The 26,138-nt window shown below is 65.9% G+C and carries 24 protein-coding genes; 8 read left to right on the forward strand and 16 right to left on the reverse strand.

Annotation, left to right across the window (positions count from 1 at the left end; translation table 11 throughout):
- From atoS to bktB, 6 genes are all read left to right on the forward strand, one after another.
- Window positions 1-1,848 (forward strand): two-component system sensor histidine kinase AtoS, encoded by a 1,848-nt coding sequence (gene atoS, locus QM701_RS02940; RefSeq protein WP_415165601.1) that lies wholly within the window; start codon window positions 1-3, stop codon window positions 1,846-1,848.
- 15 nt (window positions 1,849-1,863) lie between these two features.
- Complete coding sequence (locus QM701_RS02945) at window positions 1,864-3,264, forward strand: sigma 54-interacting transcriptional regulator (RefSeq protein ID WP_415165602.1); 1,401 nt, start codon at window positions 1,864-1,866, stop codon at window positions 3,262-3,264.
- 137 nt (window positions 3,265-3,401) lie between these two features.
- Entirely contained in the window at window positions 3,402-4,067 is a 666-nt protein-coding gene (atoD, locus tag QM701_RS02950; RefSeq protein WP_415165603.1) for an acetate CoA-transferase subunit alpha, read from the forward strand.
- Window position 4,068: 1 nt separating this feature from the next.
- Window positions 4,069-4,734 (forward strand): 3-oxoacid CoA-transferase subunit B, encoded by a 666-nt coding sequence (locus tag QM701_RS02955; RefSeq protein WP_415165604.1) that lies wholly within the window; start codon window positions 4,069-4,071, stop codon window positions 4,732-4,734.
- A gap of 91 nt (window positions 4,735-4,825) precedes the next feature.
- On the forward strand, window positions 4,826-6,259 hold the full coding sequence (locus QM701_RS02960; protein WP_415165605.1) for a short-chain fatty acid transporter: 1,434 nt from the start codon (window positions 4,826-4,828) through the stop codon (window positions 6,257-6,259).
- 79 nt (window positions 6,260-6,338) lie between these two features.
- Window positions 6,339-7,520: a beta-ketothiolase BktB gene (bktB, locus tag QM701_RS02965; RefSeq protein ID WP_415165606.1), complete on the forward strand. Its 1,182-nt coding sequence runs from the start codon at window positions 6,339-6,341 to the stop codon at window positions 7,518-7,520.
- A gap of 70 nt (window positions 7,521-7,590) precedes the next feature.
- Here the strand turns inward: bktB and QM701_RS02970 are convergent, their stop codons facing one another.
- The 15 genes from QM701_RS02970 to QM701_RS03040 all read right to left on the reverse strand — a co-directional run bounded on the left by QM701_RS02970 (window position 7,591) and on the right by QM701_RS03040 (window position 22,603).
- Window positions 7,591-8,691: a PfkB family carbohydrate kinase gene (locus QM701_RS02970; RefSeq protein WP_415165607.1), complete on the reverse strand. Its 1,101-nt coding sequence runs from the start codon at window positions 8,689-8,691 to the stop codon at window positions 7,591-7,593.
- A gap of 127 nt (window positions 8,692-8,818) precedes the next feature.
- Window positions 8,819-9,502, reverse strand: coding sequence for a bifunctional 4-hydroxy-2-oxoglutarate aldolase/2-dehydro-3-deoxy-phosphogluconate aldolase (locus QM701_RS02975; protein ID WP_415165608.1), 684 nt, complete (start codon window positions 9,500-9,502; stop codon window positions 8,819-8,821).
- Between the two features lie 90 nt (window positions 9,503-9,592).
- Window positions 9,593-10,369 carry an IclR family transcriptional regulator gene (locus QM701_RS02980; RefSeq protein ID WP_415165609.1) on the reverse strand — a complete coding sequence of 259 codons (777 nt, stop codon included), beginning with the start codon at window positions 10,367-10,369 and terminating at the stop codon, window positions 9,593-9,595.
- A gap of 207 nt (window positions 10,370-10,576) precedes the next feature.
- A complete protein-coding gene (locus tag QM701_RS02985) occupies window positions 10,577-11,569 on the reverse strand; it encodes a TRAP transporter substrate-binding protein (RefSeq protein ID WP_415165610.1) in 993 nt (330 codons plus the stop codon).
- 109 nt (window positions 11,570-11,678) lie between these two features.
- The gene (locus tag QM701_RS02990) at window positions 11,679-12,959 is read right to left on the reverse strand and encodes a TRAP transporter large permease subunit (protein ID WP_415165611.1); all 1,281 of its coding nucleotides are present in this window, start codon (window positions 12,957-12,959) and stop codon (window positions 11,679-11,681) included.
- A 31-nt stretch (window positions 12,960-12,990) separates the two neighbouring features.
- Entirely contained in the window at window positions 12,991-13,491 is a 501-nt protein-coding gene (locus tag QM701_RS02995; protein WP_415165612.1) for a TRAP transporter small permease, read from the reverse strand.
- A 39-nt stretch (window positions 13,492-13,530) separates the two neighbouring features.
- Window positions 13,531-14,286, reverse strand: coding sequence for an SDR family oxidoreductase (locus tag QM701_RS03000; protein WP_415165613.1), 756 nt, complete (start codon window positions 14,284-14,286; stop codon window positions 13,531-13,533).
- Window positions 14,287-14,334: 48 nt separating this feature from the next.
- Entirely contained in the window at window positions 14,335-15,342 is a 1,008-nt protein-coding gene (locus QM701_RS03005) for a zinc-dependent alcohol dehydrogenase (RefSeq protein WP_415165614.1), read from the reverse strand.
- Window positions 15,343-15,354: 12 nt separating this feature from the next.
- Window positions 15,355-16,329: a C-terminal binding protein gene (locus QM701_RS03010; RefSeq protein WP_415165615.1), complete on the reverse strand. Its 975-nt coding sequence runs from the start codon at window positions 16,327-16,329 to the stop codon at window positions 15,355-15,357.
- A gap of 140 nt (window positions 16,330-16,469) precedes the next feature.
- Window positions 16,470-17,516, reverse strand: coding sequence for an L-idonate 5-dehydrogenase (locus QM701_RS03015; RefSeq protein WP_415165616.1), 1,047 nt, complete (start codon window positions 17,514-17,516; stop codon window positions 16,470-16,472).
- 16 nt (window positions 17,517-17,532) lie between these two features.
- The gene (yiaK, locus tag QM701_RS03020; protein ID WP_415165617.1) at window positions 17,533-18,537 is read right to left on the reverse strand and encodes a 3-dehydro-L-gulonate 2-dehydrogenase; all 1,005 of its coding nucleotides are present in this window, start codon (window positions 18,535-18,537) and stop codon (window positions 17,533-17,535) included.
- A gap of 72 nt (window positions 18,538-18,609) precedes the next feature.
- Window positions 18,610-19,602, reverse strand: coding sequence for a Gfo/Idh/MocA family protein (locus tag QM701_RS03025; RefSeq protein WP_415165618.1), 993 nt, complete (start codon window positions 19,600-19,602; stop codon window positions 18,610-18,612).
- 2 nt (window positions 19,603-19,604) lie between these two features.
- Window positions 19,605-20,084, reverse strand: coding sequence for a YhcH/YjgK/YiaL family protein (locus QM701_RS03030; protein ID WP_415165619.1), 480 nt, complete (start codon window positions 20,082-20,084; stop codon window positions 19,605-19,607).
- A 12-nt stretch (window positions 20,085-20,096) separates the two neighbouring features.
- Complete coding sequence (gene uxuA, locus QM701_RS03035) at window positions 20,097-21,161, reverse strand: mannonate dehydratase (protein ID WP_415169335.1); 1,065 nt, start codon at window positions 21,159-21,161, stop codon at window positions 20,097-20,099.
- 44 nt (window positions 21,162-21,205) lie between these two features.
- Window positions 21,206-22,603 carry a mannitol dehydrogenase family protein gene (locus QM701_RS03040; RefSeq protein WP_415165620.1) on the reverse strand — a complete coding sequence of 466 codons (1,398 nt, stop codon included), beginning with the start codon at window positions 22,601-22,603 and terminating at the stop codon, window positions 21,206-21,208.
- A gap of 197 nt (window positions 22,604-22,800) precedes the next feature.
- On the opposite strand from QM701_RS03040, the gene QM701_RS03045 reads away from it, so the two are divergent.
- Window positions 22,801-23,511 (forward strand): GntR family transcriptional regulator, encoded by a 711-nt coding sequence (locus QM701_RS03045; RefSeq protein WP_415165621.1) that lies wholly within the window; start codon window positions 22,801-22,803, stop codon window positions 23,509-23,511.
- Window positions 23,512-23,713: 202 nt separating this feature from the next.
- Window positions 23,714-25,048 (forward strand): aldose epimerase family protein, encoded by a 1,335-nt coding sequence (locus tag QM701_RS03050; RefSeq protein WP_415165622.1) that lies wholly within the window; start codon window positions 23,714-23,716, stop codon window positions 25,046-25,048.
- On the opposite strand, the gene QM701_RS03055 is transcribed toward QM701_RS03050, so the two are convergent.
- Window positions 25,011-26,111, reverse strand: coding sequence for a glycoside hydrolase family 88/105 protein (locus tag QM701_RS03055; protein WP_415165623.1), 1,101 nt, complete (start codon window positions 26,109-26,111; stop codon window positions 25,011-25,013). The two genes, QM701_RS03050 and QM701_RS03055, sit on opposite strands and share 38 nt — an antisense overlap.
- Window positions 26,112-26,138 lie beyond the last annotated feature (27 nt).

Here is a 26,138-nt window from a genome sequence, read left to right on the forward strand (position 1 = left end):
ATGATCAGACTGCTTCGCCGTTTCTGGCCGGCGACGCTGCGCATGCAGCTCATGCTGGTCCTGCTGCCGATCGTCGGCCTGCCGATCATCGCCACCGGCTACGTGCTCGAACTGCGCAGCCACGAGGCCTTCATGGCCGAGAAGCACGATCATCTGCATGGCATCGACGTGCTGCTGGCGCGGCACCTGGAGGGCCGCGGCGGCTTTCGCGGCTTGCTGGACGGATACGCCGGCGATCCGGACGACCGCGACGCCAAGATCCATTTCCTCAACGTCCGCCTGCGCGAGTTCAGCGATCAGGTGGCGCAGGCCTTCCCCGGCGTCGGCGTCGGCTATTTCCATCGCGACCTGAACGCGATCGTCACCTACGGGCCGAGCGACCAGTACGACCGGACCGTGGGCATGACCATCCCGGCGGGCCACCCCGGCTGGAAGGTCATGGCCGGCGGCACGCCGATGACGGTGAGCGGCGGGCAGGTGCGCGGCCAGATCATGAATTCGATGCTGCCGATCGAGGAGCGCGGGCGGGTGGTCGGCTACATCTGGGCCAACGAATTCCTCGACGCCATCGAGCGGCAGGCCGGCGCGATGCGGCTGGCGGTGCAGACGATGACGCTGGTCGGCTTCGGCCTGTCCCTGGCGGTGGTCTACTTCGTCGTGGCGCAGCTGACGAACAAGCTGGAGAAGATCAAGAAGGGTCTGGCGCGGCTGCGCTTCGACCTGGGCACGCCGATCGCTCCGATCAAGGGAGAGATCGGCGAGATCGTCGAGGCGATCAACGGCCTGGCGCAAAGCCTCCTCGAAACGCGCTCGATGCACGACAACATCCTCGACAGTCTGGCGGACGCGGTGATCACCGTCGACTCGGGAAACACCGTGACCTACATCAACCCCGCCGGCTGCGAGCTCTTCGGCTGCCGCCCGGAAGAGGTGGTCGGTAAGCCCTATCTGGCGCTGTTCCGGCCCGACGCCAACTTTTGCAGTCCGATCGTGGACACCCTGCAGAGCGGCCGCGAGCATCGCGGCATCGAGGTCGACTATCCGCTGCCGCAGCGCACGCCGCACGTGGTCGCCAGCACCAGCGTGCTGTACGACGGGCGCGGGCGGAAGCTCGGCGTGGTGGCGGTGATCCGCGACATCACCGAGCAGTTCCTGCTGCGCCGGAAAGTGGCGCAGACCGAGCGGCTGGCGGCGGTCGGTGAAATGGCGGCGGGCATCGCGCACGAGCTGCGCACGCCGCTCACCTCGATCCGGGGTTTCGTGCAATACCTGCAGGGCTCGTCCAGCCCGCGCGAATGGCGGGAGTACGGGGACATCATCATCCGCGAGGTCGACGGCCTCAACCGCATCGTTTCCGAACTGCTCGACCTGGTACGCCCGCAGCCGCTGCACCCCGTGCCGACGGACGTGAATCAGCTGGTGCGCGAGACGCTGATCCTGGCCCGCGACGCCGCCGCCGGCGCGCGCATCGCGTTCGTGCCGGAACTCGCGGCAGGGCTGCCCCTGGTCGAGGCCGATCCGGGACCGATCAAGCAGGTGCTGCTGAACATCGTGGTCAACGGGATCGAGGCCATCGCCGGCAGCGGCGAGATACGCATCCGCACGGCGGCGGACCGGCCGGGCCGGGTCAAGGTGAGTGTCGCCGACACCGGCTGCGGCATCGCCGCGGCGGTCCGGGAGCGGATCTTCGATCCGTTCTTCTCGACCAAGGCCACCGGTACCGGACTCGGCATGGCAATTGCAAGGCGCATCGTCGACGGCCACCACGGCACGATCGAGATCGACAGCGAGGAAGGATGCGGAACCACGGTCACCATTCACTTCCCGGCACGGGAGACGGAAGGTTGAGGAAGGTTGAGGACGATGAAAGCCGATTACCAGATATTGATCGTCGACGACGACGAGAGCATCCGCCGCATGCTCGCCGCCGTGCTGGAGCGCGAGGGCTACCAGACGGTCGCGGCCAGGGACGGCGAAGCCGGGCTGGCGCTGTTCCGCAGCGCCTCGCCCGACATCGTGCTGATGGACATCCGCATGCCCGGCCTGAACGGCATCGAGGCCATGAGCGCGATGCTGCGGCACCGCCCCGGCGCGGCGGTGATCCTGATGACGGCCTTCGCCGACCTCGACACGGCGGTCCGGGCGATCAAGAACGGCGTCTTCGATTTCGTCATCAAGCCCTTCGACCTCGCGGAGATCAGCCTGCTGGTCAACCGCGCCTACCAGATCCGGGAGATGCGCCGGGAAATCGGCCTGCTCCAGCACGAGCTTTCGGAGACCTACCGGCTCGACCGTTTCATCACCAGCGATCCGGCCATGCGGCAGCTGTGCCGTGCCATCGAGCGCGTCGCGCAGCACAACGCCTCGGTGGTCATCCACGGCGAAAGCGGCGTCGGCAAGGAATTGCTGGCGGCCTCGCTGCACTACAACGGCCCGCGCGCCGCGCGCCCGTTCGTCAAGGTCAACTGCGGCGCCATTCCGGAGGGGCTGCTCGAAAGCGAGTTCTTCGGCCACGAGAAAGGCGCCTTCACCGGCGCCGTGGCGCGTCGCACCGGACGCTTCGAGCACGCCGACGGCGGCACCCTGTTCCTCGACGAGGTCGGCGAGCTGCCGCTGGCGCTGCAGGTCAAGCTGCTGCGCGCGCTGCAGGACCGCGAATTCGAGCGCGTCGGCGGCGACCGCACCCTGCGCGTCAACGTGCGTCTGGTCGCCGCGACCAACCGCAACCTGGAGGAGATGGTCGCCGCCGGCACCTTCCGCCAGGATCTCTACTACCGCCTGAACGTGGTCAGCCTGTCGATTCCGCCGCTCCGGCAGAGGCCGTCGGACATACCGTTGCTCGCCGCGCATTTCCTGCGCAAGTTCGCGGCGGAACACCAGCGCGAGATCGACGGCTTCGACGACCACGCGCTGGCCATCATGCAGCGCTACTCCTGGCCGGGCAACGTCAGGGAGCTGTCCAACGCCGTCGAGCGCGCGGTGGTCATGAGCTCCGGCCGGACGCTCTTCACGGAGGATCTGCCGCTGCCGATCGTGGAGGCCTGCCGGCCGGCGCCCGCCGAACCGCGGCAGCCCAGGCAGCTCAAGGAGCTGGTCCGCAACTTCGAGGCCGGCGTCATCGCGCAGGCGCTCGACCGCAACCAGGGCAACCGCTCGCGCACGGCCAGCGAACTCGGCATCAGCCGGCGCGCGCTGCTCTACAAGCTGCACGAGCTGAATCTCGACGCAGGCGACTGCGCAGATTCCGTCGCGCTGTGTGAATGAATTTGCGCACCCGGCGCCGCGCCCGCCGGGATTTCCCCTAGCGATCGCCGCAAGCGGCTGATTATCCTGGAATATCGCGGCAGGCACGCATCCTGCGTTGGCCCCGTTGCTTTTCAACGGGCATACGGAGCCAACACATGAGCCAAACCAGCAAGCGAATCAGTTTTGCCGAGTTGAGGCCGCGCTTCAGGGACGGGATGAGCATCCTGTTCGGCGGCTTCCTGGGGGTCGGCACTCCCGACGGGATCGTGCGCGCGATCCTCGATGCCGGCGTCGGCAATCTCACGGTCATCGGCAACGACACCGCCACGCCGGACAGCGGCATCGGCGTGCTGATCGCCGCCCGGCGCGTCGGGAAGGTCGTCGCCTCGCACATCGGCACCAATCCGGAGACCGGCCGGCAGATGATCGCCGGCGAGATCGAGGTCGAGCTGGTGCCGCAGGGCACCCTCGCCGAGCGCATCCGCTGCGGCGGCTCGGGCCTCGGCGGCGTGCTCACGCCGACCGGCGTCGGCACCGTCGTCGAGGAAGGCAAGACCAGGCTCAGCTTCGACGGCGTCGACTACCTCGTCGAGCGGCCGCTCCGCGCCGACCTGGCCATCCTCAAGGCGCATTGCGCCGACCACGCCGGCAACCTCGTCTATCGGCGCGCGGCGCGCAACTTCAACCCGATCATGGCGCTGGCCGCCGACTTCGTCGTGGCCGAGGCCGACGAGATCGTGCCGGCGGGCGCGATCGATCCCGACCTCGTGATGACCCCGGGCGTGCTGGTCAACGCCCTTCTTCTTGCCGGGGAGCAGTGACATGGATGCCAAAACGCTGATCGCCTGCCGCGTCGCCCAGGAGATGAAGGACGGCGACGTGGTCAACCTGGGCATCGGGCTGCCGACGCTGGTGCCCGACTTCCTGCCCGAGGACGTGCATATCACGCTGCAGTCGGAGAACGGCTTCACCGGCCTCGGGCCGCTGGCCGGCCCGCCGCTGCCCGATCTGGTCAATGCCGGCGGCAAGCCGTGCGGCATGGTGCCGGGAACGGCCTTCTTCGACAGCGCGCTGTCGTTCTGCATCATCCGCGGCGGGCACGTGGACGTGACCGTGCTCGGCGGCCTGCAGGTCGACCAGGAGGGCAATCTCGCCAACTGGATGGTGCCCGGCAAGATGGTGCCCGGCATGGGCGGCGCGATGGATCTCGTGACCGGGGCGAAGAACGTGATCGTGGCCATGGAGCACGCCACCCGGGAGGGCGGCGCCAAGATCCTGAAACGCTGCACCCTGCCCCTGACGGCCGCCGGCAGGGTCGGCACGATCGTCACCGAACTGGCCGTCTTCCGCTTCGTCGACGGCCGGCTGGTGCTCACCGAGACCGCGCCGGGCGTTTCCCTCGACGACGTCCGCGCCCGGACGGAGGCCGATTACGCGGTCAGCCCGGCGTGCCGCGCCATGCCGCTTCCCCGCTGGCTGTACGAATGAACGCCGGGCGGGAACGGCCCGCGCGGGGCCCTTCCCGCTACGGCGATGGAGCAACGCCCATCGTGTCCCTGCAAGGGAGAAGGAGAAAAACATGAATCCGCACACAACCGTCAGCCACGAACTGCCGGCCCGAACCGACGCCAACGACCAAGGCCTCATGGCGCGCTGGGGGGCCGCGCTGGCCGACTGGGCCGAGAAGTGGTTCCCCGACGCCTACGTGTTCGCCGCCATCGCCGTGGTCGTGGTCTGCGGCGCGGCGCTGGCCATGGGCCGCACGCCGGCTCAGGTTTCGGTCGATTTCGGCAAGTCGTTCTGGAACCTCATTCCGTTCACCATGCAGATGGCCTTCGTGGTGATCGGCGGCTACATCGTCGCCGTGTCCGGCCCGGTGCGCAGGATCATCAACGTCCTGGCGGCCGTGCCCAAGGAGCCGAAGACGGCCGTGGCCTACGTCGGCTTCCTGGCCATGCTCGCCTCGCTGCTCAGCTGGGGCTTCAGCATGATCTTCGCCGGCATCCTGATGCGCGAGATCAGCAAGCGCGTCAAGGGCGTCGACTACCGCGCCATGGGCGCCGCCGGCTACCTGGGCCTGGGCAGCGTGTGGGCCCTCGGCCTGTCGTCCTCGGCCGCGCTGCTGATGGCCACCAAGGGCTCCATTCCGCCCGCCCTGCTCAAGATCAGCGGCATCATCACGCTCGGCGAGACGCTGTTCACCTGGCAGAACCTGGTGATGATCGTCGTGCTGGTGGTGCTGTCGGTGTGGATCTGCTACGCCTCGACGCCGACGGCCGACAAGGCGAAGACCGCCGAGATGGCGGGAATCGTCTACCAGGACAGCCATGAGGAAATCGGCTCGCCGCAGACACCGGGCGAGAAGCTCGAATTCAATCCGGCCCTGACGCTGGTGCTGGTCGCGCTCGGCGTCGTTTACCTGTACGACGTCTTCAGCACCAAGGGCGGGCTGGCCGCGCTCGACCTGAACACCTACAACTTCATGTTCCTGATCGCCGGCATGCTGCTGCACTGGAGCCCACGCTCCTTCCTGCGCGCCGCGGCCAAGGCGGTGCCGATGACCGGCGGCGTACTGCTGCAGTTCCCGCTGTACGCGGGGATCTTCGGCGTGCTGATGGGCTCCGGGCTGAACGAAGTGCTGGCCAGGTTCTTCGTTTCCATCTCGACGCAGGAGACGCTGCCGCTGGTCGGCGGGATCTACTCGGCGATTCTCGGGCTGTTCCTGCCGTCGGGCGGCGGCAAGTGGGTGGTCGAAGCGCCCTACCTGCTCGAAGCGGCCAACCAGCTGCACGTGAATCTTGCCTGGATGGTGCAGGTCTACAACGCGGCGGAGGCGCTGCCGAACTTCATCAACCCGTTCTGGATGCTGCCGCTGATGGGGCTGACCGGCGTCAAGGCGCGCGATCTGGCCGGCTATTCGACGCTGCAGCTGATTTTCCACACGCCGGTCGTGTTGATCCTGCTCTGGCTGCTCGGCCTGACCCTGCCGTACGTGCCGCCGATCCTCGGTTAGCGGTAAAACCTCGTTGCCGCGCCCGCCGCCGGGAGGGCGCGGTTCCCTGCGGAAAACCTCGAATCAGCAAGGAGCAAGCATGGCTACACAGATATTCGCGCTCAGCGCCGTCCGTTCGGCGATCGGCACCTTCGGCGGTGCCCTGAGCGGCCTCGCGCCGGAAGACCTGGGCAGCACGGTGGCCCGCGAGGCATTCGCGCGCGCCGGCGTCGACGCCGCCCTGGCCACCTGCGCCGTCGTCGGCAACGTCATCCCCTGCGGCAGGAACTTTCCCTACGTCCCCAGGCTGATCGCGGTGCGCGCCGGCATGCCGATGGAGTCGACGGCGATGGCCTGCAACCGCCTGTGCGGCTCGGCCATGCAGGCGATCGTCGGCGTCGCCCAGAACATCCTGCTCGGCGACGCCGAGATCGGCCTGGCGGGCGGCGTCGAAGTGATGTCCGCCGGCGGCTACCTGTCCCCGAGCATGCGCAACGGCGCGCGCATGGGCGACGCGCAGATGGTGGACATGATGGTCGCCGCGCTGACCGACCCGTTCGGCGCCGGACACATGGGCATGACCGCCGAGAACCAGGCCGCCAAATGGTCGATCGGCCGCGAGGCGCAGGACGCCTTCGCGCTGGAGTCGCAGCGGCGGGCCGCGCAGGCGATCGCCGCGGGCCGCTTCGCCGCGCAGATCGTGCCGGTCACGCTGCGCACGCGCAAGGGAGAGGCGGTTTTCGACACCGACGAGCATCCGCGCGAGACCAGCCTGGACGCGCTGGCGCAGATGAAGGCGGCGTTCAAGAAGGAAGGCGGCACCGTCACCGCCGGCAACGCCTCCGGCATCAACGACGGCGCGGCCTTTCTGGTGCTGGCCGGCGCCGAGGCGGCGGAGCGCCTGCACCGCGCGCCGCTGGCGCGGCTGATGGCCTACGCGATCGCCGGCGTCGAGGCGAGCGTGATGGGCGACGGACCGATCCCGGCCACGCAGATCGCCTTGCGGCGCGCCGGGCTGTCGCTCGACCAGATCGACGTGATCGAGGCCAACGAAGCCTTCGCTGCGCAGGCGCTGGCGGTCGCCAAGGGCCTCGGCCTCGACCCGGCGAAGACCAACCCGAACGGCGGCGCGATCGCGCTCGGGCATCCGGTCGGCGCCACCGGCGCGGTGATCGTCACCAAGCTGCTGCACGAGATGCAGCGCGTCCAGGCCCGCTACGGCCTGGCCACGATGTGCATCGGCGGCGGCCAGGGCATCGCGACGATCTGGGAACGCTGCTGAGAGGCCGCCGGCCGGCCAATGAAAAACGGCCTCCGCGCAGGAGGCCGTTTCTTTTCGATACAGCGCAGCTTTAACGAATGACGCGGGCGCCCTTGCCCTTCATGGCGGCCTCGACCTCCTCGACGCGGACCATCGAGGTGTCGCCGGGGGTGGTCATGGCCAGGGCACCGTGCGCCGCGCCGTATTCCACCGCCGCCTGCGGCCCCTTGCCTTCCAGGAAACCGTAGATCAGCCCCGAGGCAAACCCGTCGCCTCCGCCCACCCGGTCGTAGATCTCCAGGTCGTCCCGCTGCATCGACTGGTACAGCTGCCCCTGGTAGTACACCAGCGCCGACCAGTCGTTGAAGGTGGCCGTCGTGGCCTTCCTCAGCGTGGTCGCCGCCACCTTGAAGTTGGGGAACGCCGCGACCGCGGTCTGGATCATCTTCTTGAAGCTTTCGGTCTCGATCTGGGTGAGGTGTTCGTCCGCGCCTTCGACTTCGAAGCCGAGGCAGGCGGTGAAGTCTTCTTCGTTGCCGATCATCACGTTGACGTTCTTGGCGATGGTGCGGTTGACCCGCTGCGCCGCCTCCTTGCCGCCCTGGCTCTTCCACAGGGAAGCGCGGTAGTTGAGGTCGTAGGAGACGACGGTGCCGTATTTCTTGGCGGCTTCGACCGCTTCGATCACCGCTTCGGCGGTGTTGCTGGCCAGCGCGGCGAAGATGCCCCCGGTGTGGAACCAGCGCACGCCTTCTTCACCGAAGAGCTTTTCCCAGTTCACTTCGCCGGGCTTGATCTGCGAGGCGGCGCTGTTGCCCCGGTCGGAGCAGCCGAGCGCGGGCCGCACGCCGAAGCCTTTTTCGGTGAAGTTGAGGCCGACCCGGGTGTTCTTGCCGAGGCCGTCGAAATCGCGCCAGATGACGTGGCTCAGATCCACGCCGCCTTGCATGATGAAGTCTTCGACCAGCCAGCCGAGGTCGTTCTTCGGCAGGGCGGTGACCACGGCGGCGCGCTTCTGCCAGCATTTCTTCATGGCCCGCGCCACGTTGTATTCGCCGCCGCCTTCCCACACCTGGAAGCTGCGGGCGTTGCGCACCCGGCCGAAGCCGGGGTCGAAGCGCAGCATGACTTCGCCGAAGGAGACGCAGTCCCAGCGGGCTTCGCTGGCGGGTTTGATGATGAGTTCGCTCATGGGGGTGTCCTCAAAAAAGCAGGTTTAACCACGACGTGCACAACGCACACAACGAGAAGCCAAACAAAATGATTTCGTCGTGCCCGTTGTGTTCGTTGTGGTTAATAGGGGTTGATGGGTGTCCGCCTTACTTGGCGAGTTCGGCCTTGATGCGCTTGACCAGCGCGATGGTCTGCCGGACGTTCTCTTCAAGACCCTTGTAGTCCTTGGCGTCGAGCAGCTTCTTGGTGATCAGGTTGGAGCCGACGCCGCAGGCGACGATGCCGGCGCCGAACCATTTGCGCAGGGACTCTTCGGTCGGCTCGACGCCGCCGGTGGGCATGATCCGCGTCCAGGGCATCGGGCCCATCACGCTCTTGACGAAGTCCGGGCCGCCGACCGAGGCGCCGGGGAAGACCTTGATCAGTTCGCAGCCGAGTTCCTGGGCGTCGCCGATTTCGCTGGCCGAGCCGCAGCCGGGGCTGTAGGGGATGCCGCGCCGGTTGCACACCTTGGCCACTTCGGCGTTGAGCAGCGGGCCGACCACGAACTTGGCGCCGTAGGCGATGTAGAGCCCGGCCGTCGGGGCGTCCACCACCGAGCCCACGCCCATGATCACGCTCGGGTCGGCCTTGGCGAAGTGCTTGGTCACCCGCAGGAAGACGTCCGCGGCAAAGTCGCCCCGGTTGGTGAACTCCACGCACTTCGCCCCGCCGTTCGCGCAGGCCTGGATCACGTTCACGCACACCTCTTCATCCGGGTGGTAAAACACCGGAATCACCGATTGGTCCAGCATCGCCAGCAATACCGACAGCCTGTCTTTCGTTGCCATTTCTTTCTCCTGTCCGTTAAAAAACTCACCACGATGAAACTGACGGAGGCTTGACGGGGCAAGCCTTCCTAAGCAACCACACCCGAGGCCTCAGATCCTTTCCCGCATGGCCTTGACGTAACCGAGACGCCTCGAAATCATCCCGCCGATCGACTGCAGTTCGTCGACGATCTTCTCGCCGTTTTCGGTCATCCGCTTGACCGGCCCGGAAACGCTGATCGCGGCGGCGACCCGGCCCGTATAGTCGTAGACCGGCACGGCCAGGCAATACAGGCCGTGCTCGACGCCTTCGTCGTCCACCGCGTAGCCGCTCAGGCGAATCCTGGCGAACTCCTCATGCAGGCGGATGCGCTCGACGATCGTCTTGTCGGTCAGCTTCTCCAGCGACCTCTCGAAGATCCGGTCTGCTTCCTCGATCGGCAGATTCGCCAGGATGGCCTTGCCGAGGGCCGTGCAGTAGGCCGGCCGGCGGCTGCCCAGGGTGGCCGTGGTGACGATCGATTTGTTGCCTTCCACCTTGTACAGGTAGACCACGTCGCCGCTGTTGTATACCGCCAGGAACGACGTTTCCCCGACCGATGAGGACAGTTCCTGCAGATAAGGGACGGAGATGTTGACGATGTTCTGTCCGATCAGGCCGCTCAGGCCGATCTCCAGCGTCTTGAGCCCGATGGAATATTTCTCGCTCTCCGGGTCCCAGGTGGCGTATTCGCGCGCCAGCAGCACTTCCAGGATGCGGAAAGCGGTCGTCTTCGGTATGCCAACCGATTTGACGAGTTCCGCCAGCGACACGCCCTTGGAGTTCCGCGAAATGAATTCGAGGATGCTCAGCGTCTTGTCGATGCCGGAATTGAGCTTTTCATTCATGTTGCAGGACCATGCCCGGAAATGAAGTTTTCTGGAGGACTCGCGTCAGCCAGCGCGATTATGAAACAGCGTTTCATTTTAACCAAAAGACCGGCCGAGATAAAGAGGCCGGCGTCATTCACCGCTCAACGAACCTGCGCCACGCCGGGTTGCATGATCCGGAGTGGCGCAGGTGATGGAGAAGGCTAGCCGTTGCCGGCCACGGCCTTACTTGACATCGCGGACGGCGTCGATCTGCTTGATGATGTCCGCGCCGCCGAACTTGGCGGTGAAGGTGTCGCGACCCGGCTTGGTGGCTTCCAGGAAGGGCTTCGGATCGACGTTTTCGACGACCTGCATGCCGGCCTTCTTGACGTCCTCGATCACGCGCTTCATGCCCATGTTGTTGAGGTTGCGCTGCAGTTGTCCGGCTTCACGCGCGGCTTCGATCAGCGCCTTCTGGTGCGCCGGCGGCAGCGAGTCGAACTTGGCCTTGTTCATCACCAGGATCAGCGCGCTGTAGGCGTGGTTGGTGATGGACAGATGCTTCTGCACTTCGTACAGCTTGGCCGACCACAGCACGCCCAGCGGGTGTTCCTGGGCATCGACGGTCTTCATTTCCAGCGCCGTGTAAAGCTCGGCCAGGGGCATCGGCACCGGGTTGGCGCCGAGCAGCTTGAACGCTTCGATGTGCGCCGGGCTGCCGGTGGTGCGGACTTTCAGCCCCTTGACGTCGGCGGGCGTCTTGACCGGGTGCTTGGAATTGGTCAGCTCGCGCCAGCCGTTGTCCCAGAACGCCAGGCCCTTCATGCCGAACTCGCCCAGCTTGTCGAGCATGTCCTGGCCGATCTTGCCGTCGAGCACGCGGTAGGCGTGCTCGGAGTCCTTGAACATGAACGGGATGTCGAAGATTCCCAGCAGCGGCAGCAGGCCGCTGAAATTCGCCGAACCCGAGACGGCCATGTCGATGGTGCCGCCGCGCACGCCGGAAATGGCGGCCTGGAAGGCGCCCAGCGAGCTGTCGGCGAAGATCTTGAGATCCAGCGCGCCATTGGTCTTGGCCTTGAGCAGTTCACTCATTTTCTCGCCGGCGATCGACTGCGTATCGGTGCGCGGCGATTCCGAAGCAAAGCGCAGCGTCTCGGAATGTGCGGCGCCCACGCCCCCCGCGATCAGGCCAACGGCCATCAGCGACGTAATCAGACCTTTTTTGAATTTCATTTCACCTCTCCAGTTAATGGTAAAACAACGGTACCACCTACATCGTCAACCGCATTTCTTCGGGAAATGCGGGTTCGGATCAAGCCACAGGAACAAACCTTACCATCGATCAATAGAACCAGCGCGCCGGGATCATCACCAGCTGCGGGAACAGCACCAGCAGGAACATCACCAGCGTCTCGGCGATCAGGAAGGGGAACATCCCCTTGATCACCGTATCGAGGTTCACCCGCGCGATGCTCGACACGACGTTGAGCACCGTGCCGACCGGCGGCGTGATCAGGCCGATGGCGTTGTTCATCATGAACATGATGCCGAAGTAGTACGGGTCGATGCCGGCTTCCTTGACCAGCGGCATGATCACCGGCGTCAGGATCAGCACGGTCGGCGCCAGGTCGAGCGCGGTGCCCACCGCGTAGGCCAGCAGCATCAGCACGATCATCAGCATCATCTTGTTGTCCATGAACGGCTGCATCATGCTGGTCACCTGCGACGGGATGTCGGCGATGGTGATCAGCCAGGCGGAAACCATCGACGCGGCGACGATCAGCATGATCGAGCTGGAGGTCTTGGCGGCCTGCAGCAGGATCTTCGGCAGGTCGGTGAACTTCATGCCGTGGTAGATGAACACGCTGACCAGCAGGGCCACCACGGCGGCGACCACGGCCGCCTCGGTCGGCGTGAAGATGCCGGTCTTCATGCCGCCGATGATGATGATCGGCAGCGTCAGCGCCCAGATCGCCTTGCGCAGGGAGCGCAGCAGCAGGCCGCTGTCGAAGGTGCTCTTCGGCGAATTGGCGAAGTCCTTGCGCGCCACGATCTTCCAGGTGATGACCAGCGACAGCGCCATGAACAGGCCCGGGAAGATGCCGGTGAAGAAGAGCTTGGTGATCGACAGCTGGGCGACCACGCCGAACAGCACCAGCGGCATGGCCGGCGGCAGGATCGGGGCGATACAGCCCGCCCCGGCGATCAGGCCGGCGGAGCGGCCGACGTTGTAGTTGGCCTTGCGCATCATCGGGATGACCACCGCCGCCAGCGCCGCCGTGTCCGCCGCCGCGGAGCCGGAGATGGCCGCCAGGATCAGCGCGGCGATGATGGCCACGTAGCCCAGGCCGCCCTCGATGTGGCCGACCAGCGCGTTGGCCACGTTGACGATCTGCTGCGAGATGCCGCCCTTGTTCATGATCTCGCCGGCCAGCATGAAGAACGGAATGGCCATCAGCGGGAAGTTGTCGGCGCCGGAAATGAGGTTCTGCGCCAGGATGTGGGTGTTGAACTGCCCGAGATGCACCATCAGCGACACGCCGCAGACGAGCAGCGCGAAGGCCACCGGCATGCCGATGCACATGGCACCGCACAGCGACACCAGGAAGATTGTTACGGTCATTTGTTTTCTCCTATTCCCTGTGTGCGTGCGATCAAAGCGCGTCGTCGAAGTCGGGGCACATTTCCTGCTCTTGCATCTGGCCGGTCAGCAGGCGGTACATCGAGTTGAGCAGCAGGATGCCCATGCCGACGCTGCACACCAGGCAGGCGATGAACACCACGCCGAGCGGAATCTCGGACACCGGCGCGATGTTCGGCATGTTCAGCGCGACGACCTTCCAGCCGCCGATGGTGAGCAGGACGCAGCATCCGAAGGTGATGAGGTCGCTGAGGAACTTGCAGACCTTCTTGCCGGCGAGCGGCATCAGCTTGGTCAGGGTATGCACCCCGAGGTGGCCGTTGTCGCGCAGCATCAGCACCGAGCCCAGGAACACCATCCAGATGAAGAGGAAGCGCGAGACCTCTTCCGAAAAGACGATCCCGGAGTTGAAGCCGTAGCGCAGGACCACGTTGCCGAACACCAGGATCACCATGAATCCCAGAATGGCCATCAGCAGCCACTCCATCGCTTTTACCAACCCTCTCACGAACATGTTTTATCTCCGATCATGTAAACCAAAAACCTTGACTGTCTAGCGCCCCAGCCACCCGCCGTTGACGGTGAGGGTGGTGCCATTGACGTAGTCGGAGGCGGGCGAGGCGAGGTACAGCACCGCCCCCACCATGTCCTCCGGCCGGCCCCACCGCCCCGCCGGAATCCGCTCCAGAATCTGCCGGCTGCGCGTCGCGTCCGCCAGCAGCGCCGTGTTCATCTCCGTCTCCATGTACCCCGGCGCGATGCAGTTCACGTTCACCCCACGCCCCGCCCATTCGTTGGCCAGGCTCTTGGTGAATTGCGCCACCCCGCCCTTGCTCGCCGCGTACGCCGGCACCGTCAGCCCGCCCTGGAACGAGAGCAGCGAGGCGATGTTGATGATCTTGCCCCGCCCTTGCGCCAGCATGCCCTTGCCCACTTCCTGGCACATGAAGAACACGGCGTTCATGTTGACGCCGATCACGAAGTCCCAGTCCTTTCTCGGGAACTCGGTGGCCGGGTGCCGGCTTTGCACGCCGGCGTTGTTCACCAGGATGTCGATCCGGCCGAAGTCGGCCTGGATGCGGGCGATCAGCGCCGGGATGCCGTCGATGTCGCCCAGGTCGTGTTCGTAGAAGCCGCCGCGCACGCCCTGCGCGGCGATCCGGTCGAGCAGGTCGGGGACCGGCGTGCGGCCGACCACGGCGACCGATGCGCCGGCCTGGGCGAGGCCGAGCGCCATGGCCTGGCCGAGGCCCCGGCTGGCACCGGTGACGAGGGCCACCCGGCCCTGGAGGTTGAAGAGGTCGTGCATGTGTTTTTTTCCTTGTGTCTTTCCTGGTGTGCTTGCGGGGTCCGGGGCTCAGCCGAGCTGGAAGATGAGCTTGATGGCGTCGGTCTTGCCACTGAGCAGTTGGCCGAACTGGTCCGGGGCCTCTTCCGGGGCGGCGACGGTGAGCAGGCGTTCGAAGTCGATGCGCCCGCTCTGCAGGATGGCGATGGCGGTTTCGAAGTCGCGCCGTTCATACACCCGCGTGCCGATCAGGGTGAGTTCCTTGAATTCGATCTTGAGCAGGTCGACTTCGGCCGGTTTCTTGTAGGAGCCGACCACGACGCCGGTGCCCTGCACGCGCAGGATGTCGAGGATGCTGGTGTGCACGCTGGGGTGGGCGGCGCAGTCGAAGGCGAGGTCGGCCTTGCGGCCCTGGGTGTACTCCAGCACCTTGGCGCGCAGGTCGTCCTTGACCGCGTCGATGACGGTGAAGCCCAGCTGCCGGGCGACGTCGAGCCGGTGCGGGTTGGCTTCGATGACGATCACCCGGTTGGCGCCGAAGTAGCTCAGGCACCCGGCGACGCACAGGCCGATCGGGCCGGCGCCATAGACCACGGCGGTGTCGCCGGGGCGGTAGCCGGAGCGGGCCACGGCATGCACGCCGACGGCCACCGGTTCGATGAAGGCGCCGAGCTTCAGGGAGAAGTCGGCGGGAATGGGCAGCACCTTGTCTTCGGGCACCTTGACGTAGTCGGCCATGCCGCCGTCGCAGTCGATGCCGATCAGCTTCAGGGTGTCGCAGACGTGGGCGTAGCCGTTCCGGCACGGCTGGCAGTGGCCGCAGCTGAGCAGCGGGTAGACGGTCACCGGGGTGCCCGGCGGCAGCGTGCTGTGGCCCTTCTCGATCGTGCCGGAGAACTCGTGGCCGAGCACCAGCGGCGCCTTCGCCCGCGGATGCACGCCCTGGTAGATGATCATGTCGGAACCGCATACCCCGGCGTAGGCCACCTTGATCAGCACTTCGCCCGGACCGACTTCCGGCACCGCCTTCTCTTCGCACGCCACCTGCTGCGCCGCCTTGTATTGAATGCTTTTCATGATCCGTTCACCTCAGAATTTGTTGACCTGGTACATCGGGGCTTCGCCGCGCAGCACGCGCCGGACTTCCTCGGCCGCCTTGCGCTTGAGTTCCTGGGCGGACTCTTCCGAGTGCCAGGCCATGTGCGGCGTGCAGTAGAAATTCTCGTGCCTGAACAGCGGATGGCTGGCCGGGCCGGGCTCGGCCGCCAGCACGTCCATGGCGGCGCCCGCCAGCTTCTTTTCGGTGAGCAGCTTGTCCAGGGCGACTTCGTCGACGATGCAGCCGCGCGCCGTGTTGACCAGGTAGGCCGACGGCTTCATCAGGCGCAGCATCGGCTCATCGAGCATGTTGCGCGTGGTCTCGGTCAGCGGGCAGTGGACCGAAACCACGTCGGACTGCGCCAGCACCGCTTCGAGCGGCAGCAGGGAAATGTACTCCGGCAGGTCGGCCGGCTTGACGTACGGGTCGTAGCCGACCACCTTCATGCCCAGGGCGTGCGTCTTGTGCGCCATGGCACGGCCGATGCGGCCCAGGCCGACGATGCCGATGGTCTGCACCTGGTGGCGGTGCACCGGGTGCATCAGGCGGAAGTCCCATTGCCCGCGCTTGATCTGCGCGCTGGCCATGGGCACCTTGCGCGTCAGGCACAGCATCATCGCCAGGGCATGGTCGGACACCTCGTGTGTGCCGTAGTCCGGCACGTTGCTGACCACGATTCCCCGGTCGGAGGCGGCCGCCAGATCGACCGTATCGACGCCCACGCCGTAGCGGGCGATGATCCGGCAGCGCGGCAGCTGTTCGAGCACGCGCCGCGTCATCGGCGCGTACTGGATGATGATGCCGTCGCCGTCGCCGCATTGGGCGATGATTTCATCCTCGGTCTTGCACGCCAGCCAGCGCACCTCCGAGGCGACGCCTTCCAGCACCGACTTCTCGATGTCGATCGACGGATGATCGCAATCCGCCACGATGACCACGCCCTGCTTACCCTGATGCTTTTCCACTTGACCTCCCGAACTCCAGCGCATGAATGAAAACGGAACAATATTCCTTAATAAAAAGTGCCGGAGATTTTTATGGAACGACGTTTCGTTGTCAAGCCATTTTGTCCCGTTTCATTCACTTTTGCGTGTTTCACGCACCGTCAGTCGGCGAAGCTCAATTGCACCTTCATCTGCGACGAACGGTCGCGCGCGATGGCGAACGCCTCGGCGGCCCGCTCCATCGGCAGGGTCTGGGTGATGATCGGCTTCACGTCGATGCGCTGTTCGCGGATCAGGCGGGCGGCCACGGCGTATTCCTGATGGAAGCGGTGCGTGCCGACCAGCCGGATTTCTTTGCCGACCAGCGCGTTGATCGGGATGTCGGCGCTGCCGGTGACGCCGACCTGGACGATGGTGCCGCGCGGCCGCACGACGGGAAACGCCTGCTTGAGCACGGCGCCCACGCCGGTGCATTCGAAGGCCACGTCGAAGTAGCCCTTGTCGGCCGAATACTCCGCCGCCAGGCGGTCCGGCTCGTTGGCCGCGTTGATCGCCACGTTGGCGCCCATGGCCAGCGCCGCCTTGAGCGGGGCTTCGGAAATGTCCATGGCCACGATCTCCTGCGCGCCGGCGACGCGCGCCGCGCCGATCAGCAGCGCGCCGATCGGGCCGGCGCCGGTGACCAGCACGCGCTTGCCCACCAGGCTGCCGGCCTGGTTGACCGCATGCACGCCGACGGCCAGCGGCTCGGTGCACGCCGCCTCGCCGATCGACACCTTGTCGCCGACCGGCTCGCACTGGAATTCCTCGGCCACCAGGCGGTCGCGGAAACCGCCGTTGGTGTGCGGCTTGCGCATGGCGCTGCCGAAGAACTGCATTTCCAGGCAATGCTGCTGCTCGCCGGACTGGCAGAACTTGCACTTGCCGCACGGACGGCTGGGGCAGACCGCGACGCGGTCGCCGGGGCGCACGCGGGTGACCTGCTCGCCCACCGCCTCGACCGTGCCGGCCACTTCATGGCCGAGGACGATCGGTTCGCTGACGCGGATCGTGCCGATGCCGCCGTCCCAGTAATAATGGATGTCCGACCCGCAGACGCCGCCGGCGCCGATGCGCACCAGCACCTGCTGCGGCCCGACTTCGCCGACGTCGCGCTCCTCGATGCGCAGGTCTTCCTGCGCGTGGAGAACACAAGCCCGTGTTTTCATGTTCCGCTCCTTCCGTTCAAAGCGACTTGATCTTGGCCCACACGGCGTCCTCGACGGGAATGCCGTTGGCCAGGTTGGCGTTGCGGATGTTCATTTCCTTCTCGCCCGGATACAGCACCGGTTGATTCGGATCGACCCGCTCCGATCCCTTGATGTTTTCCAGCACTTCATTGACCGCCGAGGCCAGGAAGGCTTCGCCGGCGATGCGCGTGGCGTCGATGGCGATGAACATCTGCGACAGGCCGTATTCGTCGCTGCCCAGTTCGCCGACCTTCAGCGTCGAGCGGCCGCCCGAGAGCACCGCGGCGATGAGGTCCATGACGATGGACATCGACGAGCCCTTCCAATAGCCGATCGGCAGCACGCGCCACGTCTTGGCGATTTCCTTGGGGTCGCACGAGATGTTGCCCTGCTCGTCGTAGCCGCCCGGCACCGGCATCATTTCGTTGCGCATCGCCGACGCTTCCATCTGGCCGTAGGAGAACTGGGCCATGGCGATGTTGACCACCACGTGGCCTTCCTTGCGCGGGATGGCCATGATGTACGGGTTGTTGCCGATGCGCCGGTCCTTGGCGCCCCAGGCCGGCATGTTCGGCTGGGTGTTCGTCCAGCAGATGCCGACGCAGCCGGCGTCGGCCGCCTGCCAGCCGTAGCTGCCGCCGCGCAGCCAATGGTTGGTGTTGCCCAGCGCGACGCAGCCGATGCCGAATTCACGCGCCAGTTCGACGGCGCGGTCCATCGACAGCTTGGCGTTGACGTTGCCCAGGCCGAGCTTGCCGTCCCAGCGTTCGAAGGCGCCCATGCCTTCGACCTTGGTCGGCTTGGCCTGCAGGTCGATGTAGCCCTTCTCGATGTATTCGACGACGCGCGGGAAGCGGTTGACGCCGTGCGAATACACGCCGTCGCAGCTGGTTTCGGTCATCAGTTGCGCCGACAGGTCGGCGGTGGCTTCGTCGCAGCCCTTCTTGATCAGGACGCGCTTGAATTCGGCTTTCAGTTCGGCAAACGGAATGCGGGGCATGTCTGGCTCCTAAAAATTCTTGTTTGAATCAGCGAACGTCGGGACGCGCCAGGCGCGTCCCGGCAATAACCCTCAATAACCTTTCTCGCGGCGATACGCGCCGAGGATGGTGTCGGCCACCCAGGTCGAACGCACCGCGCTCTCGACGTTGCCGGGGCACGGCGCGACGCCGTTGAGATCGTTGACGATGCTCTGGATGAACGGCTGCTGCACGTGCGGCGGATTCGGGATGTTGACGATCTGCTCGCCCTCCTCGTTAATCAGCTTGAGCGGCCGGTCCGAGAAGAACTCGAAGGTGATCCGCCCCTGCGAACCGACGATCTCGACGAAATCCTCGCCGTGCCCGCAGACGTAGCACCACGAGCCGTAGCCCTGCACGCCGCTGGCGTGCCGCCAGGTGGCGGTGACCGTGTCCTCCACGTCGTACAGCCCGGCGCGGTTGCCGGCGATGCCGTGCACCTCCTCGATGGCGCCGAACAGGAAGTCGAACAGGTCGAGTTCATGGATGCCCATGTCGAGGAACTTGCCGCCGCCCGAAACTTCGGGCTTCAGGCGCCACGGCAGCGTGGCGCGCGACAGGTCTTCCGGCGCGGGCGGCTGGTGCTGCACGGCGCGCACGTTGCGCACCTCGCCGATGGCGCCGCTGTCGATCCATTCCTTGATCTTCAGGAAGCGCGGCATGGCCCGCCGGTAGAACGCGACGAACAGCCGCACGCCCTGCTGCGCGCAGACGTTGACGATCTCGCGGCATTCGTCGAAGCGCATGGCCATCGGCTTCTCGACGTAGACGTGCTTGCCGGCCCTGGCGACCAGCAGCGACAGCGGCTTGTGCGAGGACGGCGGCGTGGCCACATACACCGCGTTGACGTCCGCGTCGGCGACCAGTTGCTCGCTGGTGTCGTATGCCTTGGCCACGCCGTGGCGCTCGGCGAACGAGCGGGTCATCGCCGGGTCGGCGCTGGTCACGGCGACGAGTTCGGAATGCGCGGCCTTGTAGAAGCCCGGACCGCTCTTCACCTCGGCCACGGCGCCGCAGCCGATCATTCCCCAACGCACGGTTTTCACGTTCAGGCTCCGGCCAGCAGCGACACGCGCACCTTGACCACGACCTTGCGCACGGTCGCCGGCCCGCCGACCGCGACGCCCGGACGATGCACGTCGGACGGCAGGAACACCGCGAAGCTGCCCGGCGTCATGGTCAGCATCGATTCGTTCTGCACGCCGGCATAGAACAGCAGGTCGCGTTCGGCCAGCAGGTCTTCGGCCACGGCGTTGCTGCCGTCGTCGGAGGCCACGCCGATCTGCTCGTGGCCGCACACCGAGAACTGCACGTCGGCGTACTGGCGATGCACTTCCGGCCGCGTCTCGGCGAACGGCTTGGTGGTCATGTCGAAGACCTGGACGTAGATGTCCTTGCCCTGGAGGTCGTAGTTGCCGACCGGCAAGGCCTGGAAATCGGTCTGCTTGAGATGCTCGATGACGGTCTTGAAAGGCTGGGGCAGCCAGGCGAAGCCGGACTCGTAATCCTTGATGTTTCCGAAGATCATGGTGACTCCCTGTTATTTGTTGGCAAGTTTGTTGGCAGATTCGGCGGAATATTTGCTGACGGCTTCCCACAGGCCGTTCAGATACACGGCGCCGAGCGCGCGGTCGTAGAGGCCGTAGCCCGGCTTGCCGGTCTCGCCCCAGATCATGCGGCCGTGGTCCGGCCGCCAGTAGCCCTCGAAACCCACGTCGTAGTACGCCTTGACGATCGCCGCCATGTCCAGCGAACCGTCGCACGAGCGGTGCGTCGCCTCGTAGAAGGTGCCGTCCGGCTCGACCTTGACGTTGCGCAGGTGGCCGAAGTGGATGCGCCCCCGCGCGCCGAATTCGCGCACCAGCGCCTCGACGTTGTTGCACAGGTCGGCGCCGAGCGAACCGGAACACAGGGTGATGCCGTTGGTCGGGGTATCGACGATGGACAGCAGGCGCGCGTAGTCGTCGCGGTTCTTGACGATGCGCGGCAGACCGAAGATGGGACGGGGCGGATCGTCCGGATGCATCGCCATCTTGACGCCGGCTGCCTCGGCCACCGGGATGATCGCCTTGAGGAAGTATTCGAGATGCGCCCACAGCTGCTCCTCGCCGACCGACTTGTATTCGGCGAGCAGGCTCTTCAGTTCCTCGGGCTTGTAGCTGGCGTCCCAGCCCGGCAGCGAAATGCCCTGCTCGGGGTCGATCTTGGCGACTTCGGCCGCGTCGAAGGCCAGCGTCGTCGAGCCGTCGGGCAGGACCTTGGCCATCTCGGTGCGCGTCCAGTCGAACACCGGCATGAAGTTGTAGCAGATCACCTTGACGCCGACCGCGGCGCAGTTGCGGATGTTCTGCTGGAAGTTGGCGATCAGGCGGTCGCGGGTCGGCTTGCCGAGCTTGATGTCCTCGTGCACCGGCACGCTCTCCACCACCTCGAACTTGAGGCCGGCACCCTCGATGCGGTCGCGCAAGGCCTGCAGCTTGTCGACCGGCCAGACTTCGCCGACCGGGACGTCATAGATGGCGGACACGATGCCGTACATGCCCGGAATCTGGCGGATGTATTCGAGCTTGACGGGGTCGGACTCGCCGTACCAGCGAAAGGTCATCTTCAACTTCGGTTTCTCCTTCTGTCGTTGGTGGGAAGCGGCCTTCAGGCCGCGATCTGCGATGCCGTGGCCACGGCGGGATTGCGCGCCAGTTCCTTGAACTTGCCCAGCACTTCGGCGCGGAACGCGGCGTCGGCCGGCACGTCCTGGCCGAAAATCTTCTGCAGGCCGAGCAGGTTGTCCACGATCGCCGCGGCGTCCGTGCTCTTGCCGGCCTGGGCCAGGATTTCGGCGGACATCGGGTCGCTGAGCGCGGCGCCCGGCGTATGCGCGGTCTTCACCGCGAAATGCATCCACGCCGCGATCGCCGTGGCGATGGCCGGCGACGCCAGCCCCTTGGCGATGCGCTCGCGCAGCGGCGCGAGCAGGCGCTGCGGCAGTTTCTGCGAACCGTCCGAGGCGATCTGCGCGGTGCGGTGCTTGAGCGCGGGATTGCGGAAGCGCTGCTTCAACTGTTCGACGTAATCGGCCGGATCGACGCCCTTCGGCGCCTGCAGGACCTCGCGGTTTTCGCGCCACAGCGCGTCGAGGATGTCGGTGATCAGCGGCAGCTGCATCGCATCGGCGACCGTTTCGCGGCCGGTGAGCTGGCCGAGATAGGCCAGCGTCGAATGCGAGCCGTTGAGGCAGCGCAGCTTCATGCTCTCCCAGCGTTCGATCTCGTCCGAGAACACGGCACCGCCGAGGGTCCAGTCCGGGCGGCCCATATTGAACTTGTCCTCGATGACCCACTGCACGAACTGTTCGGTGACGACCGGCCAGGCGTCCTCCATGCCCAGGCGCTCGTTGATGTGCGCCCGGTCGGCGTCGGTGGTGGCCGGCGTGATGCGGTTGACCATGGTGCACGGGAAGCAGACCTCGGCCTCGATCCAGGCGGCGAGCTCGGCGTCGACCTCGCGCGCGAAGGCCACCACGGCGGCGCGCGCCAGCTTGCCGTTGTTGGGCAGGTTGTCGCAGCTCAGCACGGTGAACGGCGGCACGCCGGCGGCCTTGCGGTTGCGCAGCGCATAGACGATCAGCCCGAGGATGGTCTTCGGCACGGCCGGATTGGCGAGGTCGGCCGCGATGGCCGGCGACTGGAGCTGCAGCTTGCCGGTGGCGAGATCGAGGTAATAGCCTTTTTCGGTCACCGTGATGCTGACGATGCGCGTGCTGGCGTCGCTCATCTTGGCCAGCAGGCGGGTTTTCTCGGCGTCCTCGGCACCGCCCAGCACGTCGACGAGCGCGCCGACCACGCTGATGCGCTCGAAATCCGCGCCGAACTCGGCCACCGCGTAGAGGCAGTCCTGCGGCGCCAGCGCGTCGCGCATGCCGGACGACTGCATGCCCGCGCCGACGATGCCCCAGGCCAGGTCGCCGGAATTGAGCACGGCCTCGGTCATCAGCGCCTGATGCGCGCGGTGGAACGCGCCGAGGCCCAGATGGACGATGGATGCCGTCACCTCGCTTCTATCGTAGGAAGGACGCCGGATCGACGCCGGCAAACCAGACAGACCCTGCTCGCAAAGCCGCATTACCCACCCTCCATTTTTTTCGGGAAAAAAAAGAAAAACGAATGTATACTTGTATACTAGCATCCAGAAAAGACGACATGCAAGCCCATCATCGTTCTCGTCTGGATACGTCCGGGAGGAAAAAAATGGAAATGGAAACTTTCGACACTTTCTCGGCGGCGAACTTCCGCCCGCAGGAATCGCTGTCCATCGGCGCGCAGCTGCACCGCATCCTGCGCGCGGCCATCATTCGCGGCGAACTGGTGCCGGGACAGGCGATCTCGGAAGTCGAGATCAGCCGGAAGTTCTCGACCAGCCGGCAGCCCGTGCGCGAGGCGTTCATCAAGCTCGGCGAGGAACGCCTGATCGAGGTGCTGCCGCAGCGCGGCACCTACATCCGCAAGATATCGGTCAAGGAAGTGCTCGACGCCCGCCACCTGCGCGAGATCATCGAGGTGTCGATCGTGCGCGAGGTCGCCGAGAAGAAGACGCCCGCCCTGCTCGCGACCTTGCGCTCGCTGGTCGCCGAGCAGCGGAAAGTCCGGCACGGCGACAACCAGTCCTACCTGCTGCTCGACGAGGAATTCCACCGCGCGCTGGCCCTGCACGCCGGGCGCGAATACATGTGGCGCGTGGCCGAGAGCATCAAGGCGCAGATGAACCGCGTGCGCTTCCTGACCTTCGATTCGGCGACCCCCATGCCGCAGCTGACCGACGAGCACGCCGGGATCGTCGACGCCATCGAGGCCGGCGACGCCGACCTCGTCGCGACGCGCATGGAACAGCATCTGCGCGCGCTGCTCCAGTCGCTGCCGCTGATGGCTGAACGCTACCCGGAACACTTCACCGCCGAATAGCCGCCGCGCCGCGCGGGGCCGGCTCGCCGCCCCGCGCCCGCGCTCCCGGCCCGCTCCACACCGAATCCGTTTGCCGCCGATGCGCGGCGAACGGAATTTTTTTTGCGTGCCGGATTCGTTGAGCATAGAATTGCGTGGTCGGGAGGCCTGACCAATTATCGCAAAAATCCGACACAACGCAAAAAACTTCAGGAGAGCAAACATGAACACCACCACGGTACGTTCCAGCACCTGCGCCGCGGGCGCCCTGGCGCTGGCACTTTTCGTTCCCCCCTTCGCCCTGGCCGCATCGCCGCCGTATGTCGAACTGCGCGCCGTCGACTTCCAGAAGGAGGTGGACGGCAAGAAGGTCGATCTGTACACAATCAAAAACGGCAAGGGCATGGCCGTCCGGATCACCAACTACGGCGCGCGGGTGGAGCAGATCCTGGTGCCGGACCGCAACGGCAAGCTCGGCGACGTGGCCCAGGGCTACGAGACCATCGACCAGGTGATCGGTGGCCAGGGTTCGATGGGCGCCTTCATCGGCCGCTACGCCAATCGCATCGCCAACGGCGGCTTCACGCTCGACGGCACGGAGTACAAGCTGGCGATCAACGACCTGTCCACGCCACCCGCGCCGCCGCGCCAGAACACCTTGCATGGCGGCAAGAAAGGCTCGCGCTTCATTCCCTTCGACGCCCGGCAGCTTTCCGACCGCGCCGTGGAAATGACCATCCTGTTCAAGGACGGCGAGGAAGGCTTCCCCGGCGACCTGCCGGTGCGCGTGGTTTACAGCGTCACCGACGACAACGAGCTGGTGATCAGCTACGACGCGGTGGCGGTCAACAAGAAGACGGTGGCCAACTTCACCGGCCACACCTTCTTCAACCTTTCCGGCGATCTCGGTTCGTCGATCGAGGATCACATCCTGACCGTTCCGGCCGAGCAGGTGCTGGAGGTCTCGCCCGCGCTCGTGCCGAACGGCAACTTCCGCGCGGTGGCCGGCACCCCGATGGATTTCCGCGCGCCCAAGGCCATCGGCAAGGACATCAAGGCCGATTACGACCTGCTCAAGGCGGGCAACGGCTACGACAACCACTACGTGCTGAGCATGAAGCAGCCGACCGAACTGGCGTTCAACGCGCGCATCGCGGACCCGAAGTCCGGCCGCGTCATGGAAGTATGGTCGACCGAACCCGGCATCCAGGTGTATTCCGGCAATTTCCTCGAAGGCAAGATTCCGCGCGATCTCGGCAAGGGCTCGACGCCCTACGCCTTCCGCAGCGCCTTCTGCCTGGAGCCGTCGCGCTTCCCCGACTCGCCGAACCATCCCGGCTTCCCGAGCACCGAACTGAAGCCCGGCGAATGGTACAGCGGCAAGATCGTCTACAAGTTCACGGTTCGACAAGGCCAGGGCGGGCGCCGGCAGATAACGCGGCCGCCGCCAACGCCCGAAAGAAAAACGACGCGGGATTCTCCTCGAACCCGCGTCGCTTCCGGCCGCGTTCCGGCGCCGGTCAGCCGAGGGCTTCCCTGGCGTTCGCCGCCAGGATGAAGGCGGCCACCCCCTTGAAGTCGTTTTCCACGACTGGCTCGCTGTTGTAGTACGCGAAGCTGCCGTCGCGCCCCGGCCTGCCGCCGAGGCCCGCGGTCTTGCAGACGTGCAGCACGCTGAGCAGACCGTCTTCTTCTTTCCTGAGCAGGAACTGCAAGGCGCCGTCGAATCCCTTGTCGAGCACCGCGCGGAACCTGGGTTCGGCCAGCATGCCCAGGCCGATGCCGCGGGCGAAGGCGTACAGGAACATCAGCGACGCCGACGCTTCGAGATAGTTGCCTTCCCGCCCGCCCTGGTCGAGCACGTTCCACCACAGGCCGGAGGCGCGATCCTGCACGCAGGCCAGGGCCTCCAGCAGGCTCTTGAACACGCCGGCCAGTCCGGCGCGCCGGGCGTGGCCGGCGGGAACGATCTCCAGCAGGTCCGCCATGGCCATCGCATACCAGCCGGTCGCCCGCCCCCAGAAGCTGCCCGAGCAGCCAGTGCGCGGGTTGGCCCAGGACTGCGTCCGGGTTTCGTCCCAGCCCTGGAAGAACAGGCCGGTCCCGGCGTCCCGGTTGTGCTCCGCCAGCAGGAAAATCTGCAGGAGGGCGTCGTCGATGGCCGCGGCATCGTTCTCCGCGCACCCGCATTCGGCATAAAACGGCGCGCCCATGTAGGTGCCGTCCAGCAGCATCTGGCGGGGCATCGCCCCGTTGTGCCAGAAACCGCCGGCGCCGTTACGCGGATGGCGGCGATACTGCTCGCGCAGCGTGGCGATGGCGACGCGGTAGCGCACGTCCTCCGTTCTTTCGAGCAGCGGGAACAGAAGACGGCCGCTGTTCAGGTGATCCAGGCTGAAATGCTCCAGTTCGTACCCGGCGATGGCGCCATCGGCGTCGATGACGGCATCGACGTGGCGCTTGACATACGCGTAGTAGCGTTCGTCGCCGGTCCGGCGCCAGACGTCCAGCAGCGCCTTGAACAGGACCCCGTATTCATGGTTCCAGGCGGCCGGCAGGTTCGCCCAGCGCGCCAGGACCGTGTCGGACATGCGTACCGACCATGCATCGCTCGTCGTCATTTCTCCGCCTCCGTATCAGAAATCGGA

It is taken from the genome of Propionivibrio sp. (assembly GCF_047602565.1).
GTDB lineage: Bacteria > Pseudomonadota > Gammaproteobacteria > Burkholderiales > Rhodocyclaceae > Propionivibrio.

Coding starts and splice junctions, on each gene's coding strand:
- QM701_RS02985 (WP_415165610.1), bottom strand. CDS start 11,569: ATGAAATTCAAAAAAGGTCTGATTACGTCGCTGATGGCCGTTGGCCTG.
- QM701_RS02970 (WP_415165607.1), bottom strand. CDS start 8,691: ATGAGCGAACTCATCATCAAACCCGCCAGCGAAGCCCGCTGGGACTGC.
- QM701_RS03055 (WP_415165623.1), bottom strand. CDS start 26,111: ATGACGACGAGCGATGCATGGTCGGTACGCATGTCCGACACGGTCCTG.
- QM701_RS03045 (WP_415165621.1), top strand. CDS start 22,801: ATGGAAATGGAAACTTTCGACACTTTCTCGGCGGCGAACTTCCGCCCG.
- QM701_RS02980 (WP_415165609.1), bottom strand. CDS start 10,369: ATGAATGAAAAGCTCAATTCCGGCATCGACAAGACGCTGAGCATCCTC.
- QM701_RS03030 (WP_415165619.1), bottom strand. CDS start 20,084: ATGATCTTCGGAAACATCAAGGATTACGAGTCCGGCTTCGCCTGGCTG.
- QM701_RS02995 (WP_415165612.1), bottom strand. CDS start 13,491: ATGTTCGTGAGAGGGTTGGTAAAAGCGATGGAGTGGCTGCTGATGGCC.
- QM701_RS03000 (WP_415165613.1), bottom strand. CDS start 14,286: ATGCACGACCTCTTCAACCTCCAGGGCCGGGTGGCCCTCGTCACCGGT.
- atoD (WP_415165603.1), top strand. CDS start 3,402: ATGAGCCAAACCAGCAAGCGAATCAGTTTTGCCGAGTTGAGGCCGCGC.
- yiaK (WP_415165617.1), bottom strand. CDS start 18,537: ATGCCCCGCATTCCGTTTGCCGAACTGAAAGCCGAATTCAAGCGCGTC.
- QM701_RS02990 (WP_415165611.1), bottom strand. CDS start 12,959: ATGACCGTAACAATCTTCCTGGTGTCGCTGTGCGGTGCCATGTGCATC.
- QM701_RS02955 (WP_415165604.1), top strand. CDS start 4,069: ATGGATGCCAAAACGCTGATCGCCTGCCGCGTCGCCCAGGAGATGAAG.
- QM701_RS02945 (WP_415165602.1), top strand. CDS start 1,864: ATGAAAGCCGATTACCAGATATTGATCGTCGACGACGACGAGAGCATC.
- uxuA (WP_415169335.1), bottom strand. CDS start 21,161: ATGACCTTTCGCTGGTACGGCGAGTCCGACCCCGTCAAGCTCGAATAC.
- bktB (WP_415165606.1), top strand. CDS start 6,339: ATGGCTACACAGATATTCGCGCTCAGCGCCGTCCGTTCGGCGATCGGC.
- atoS (WP_415165601.1), top strand. CDS start 1: ATGATCAGACTGCTTCGCCGTTTCTGGCCGGCGACGCTGCGCATGCAG.
- QM701_RS03050 (WP_415165622.1), top strand. CDS start 23,714: ATGAACACCACCACGGTACGTTCCAGCACCTGCGCCGCGGGCGCCCTG.
- QM701_RS03005 (WP_415165614.1), bottom strand. CDS start 15,342: ATGAAAAGCATTCAATACAAGGCGGCGCAGCAGGTGGCGTGCGAAGAG.
- QM701_RS02960 (WP_415165605.1), top strand. CDS start 4,826: ATGAATCCGCACACAACCGTCAGCCACGAACTGCCGGCCCGAACCGAC.
- QM701_RS03015 (WP_415165616.1), bottom strand. CDS start 17,516: ATGAAAACACGGGCTTGTGTTCTCCACGCGCAGGAAGACCTGCGCATC.
- QM701_RS02975 (WP_415165608.1), bottom strand. CDS start 9,502: ATGGCAACGAAAGACAGGCTGTCGGTATTGCTGGCGATGCTGGACCAA.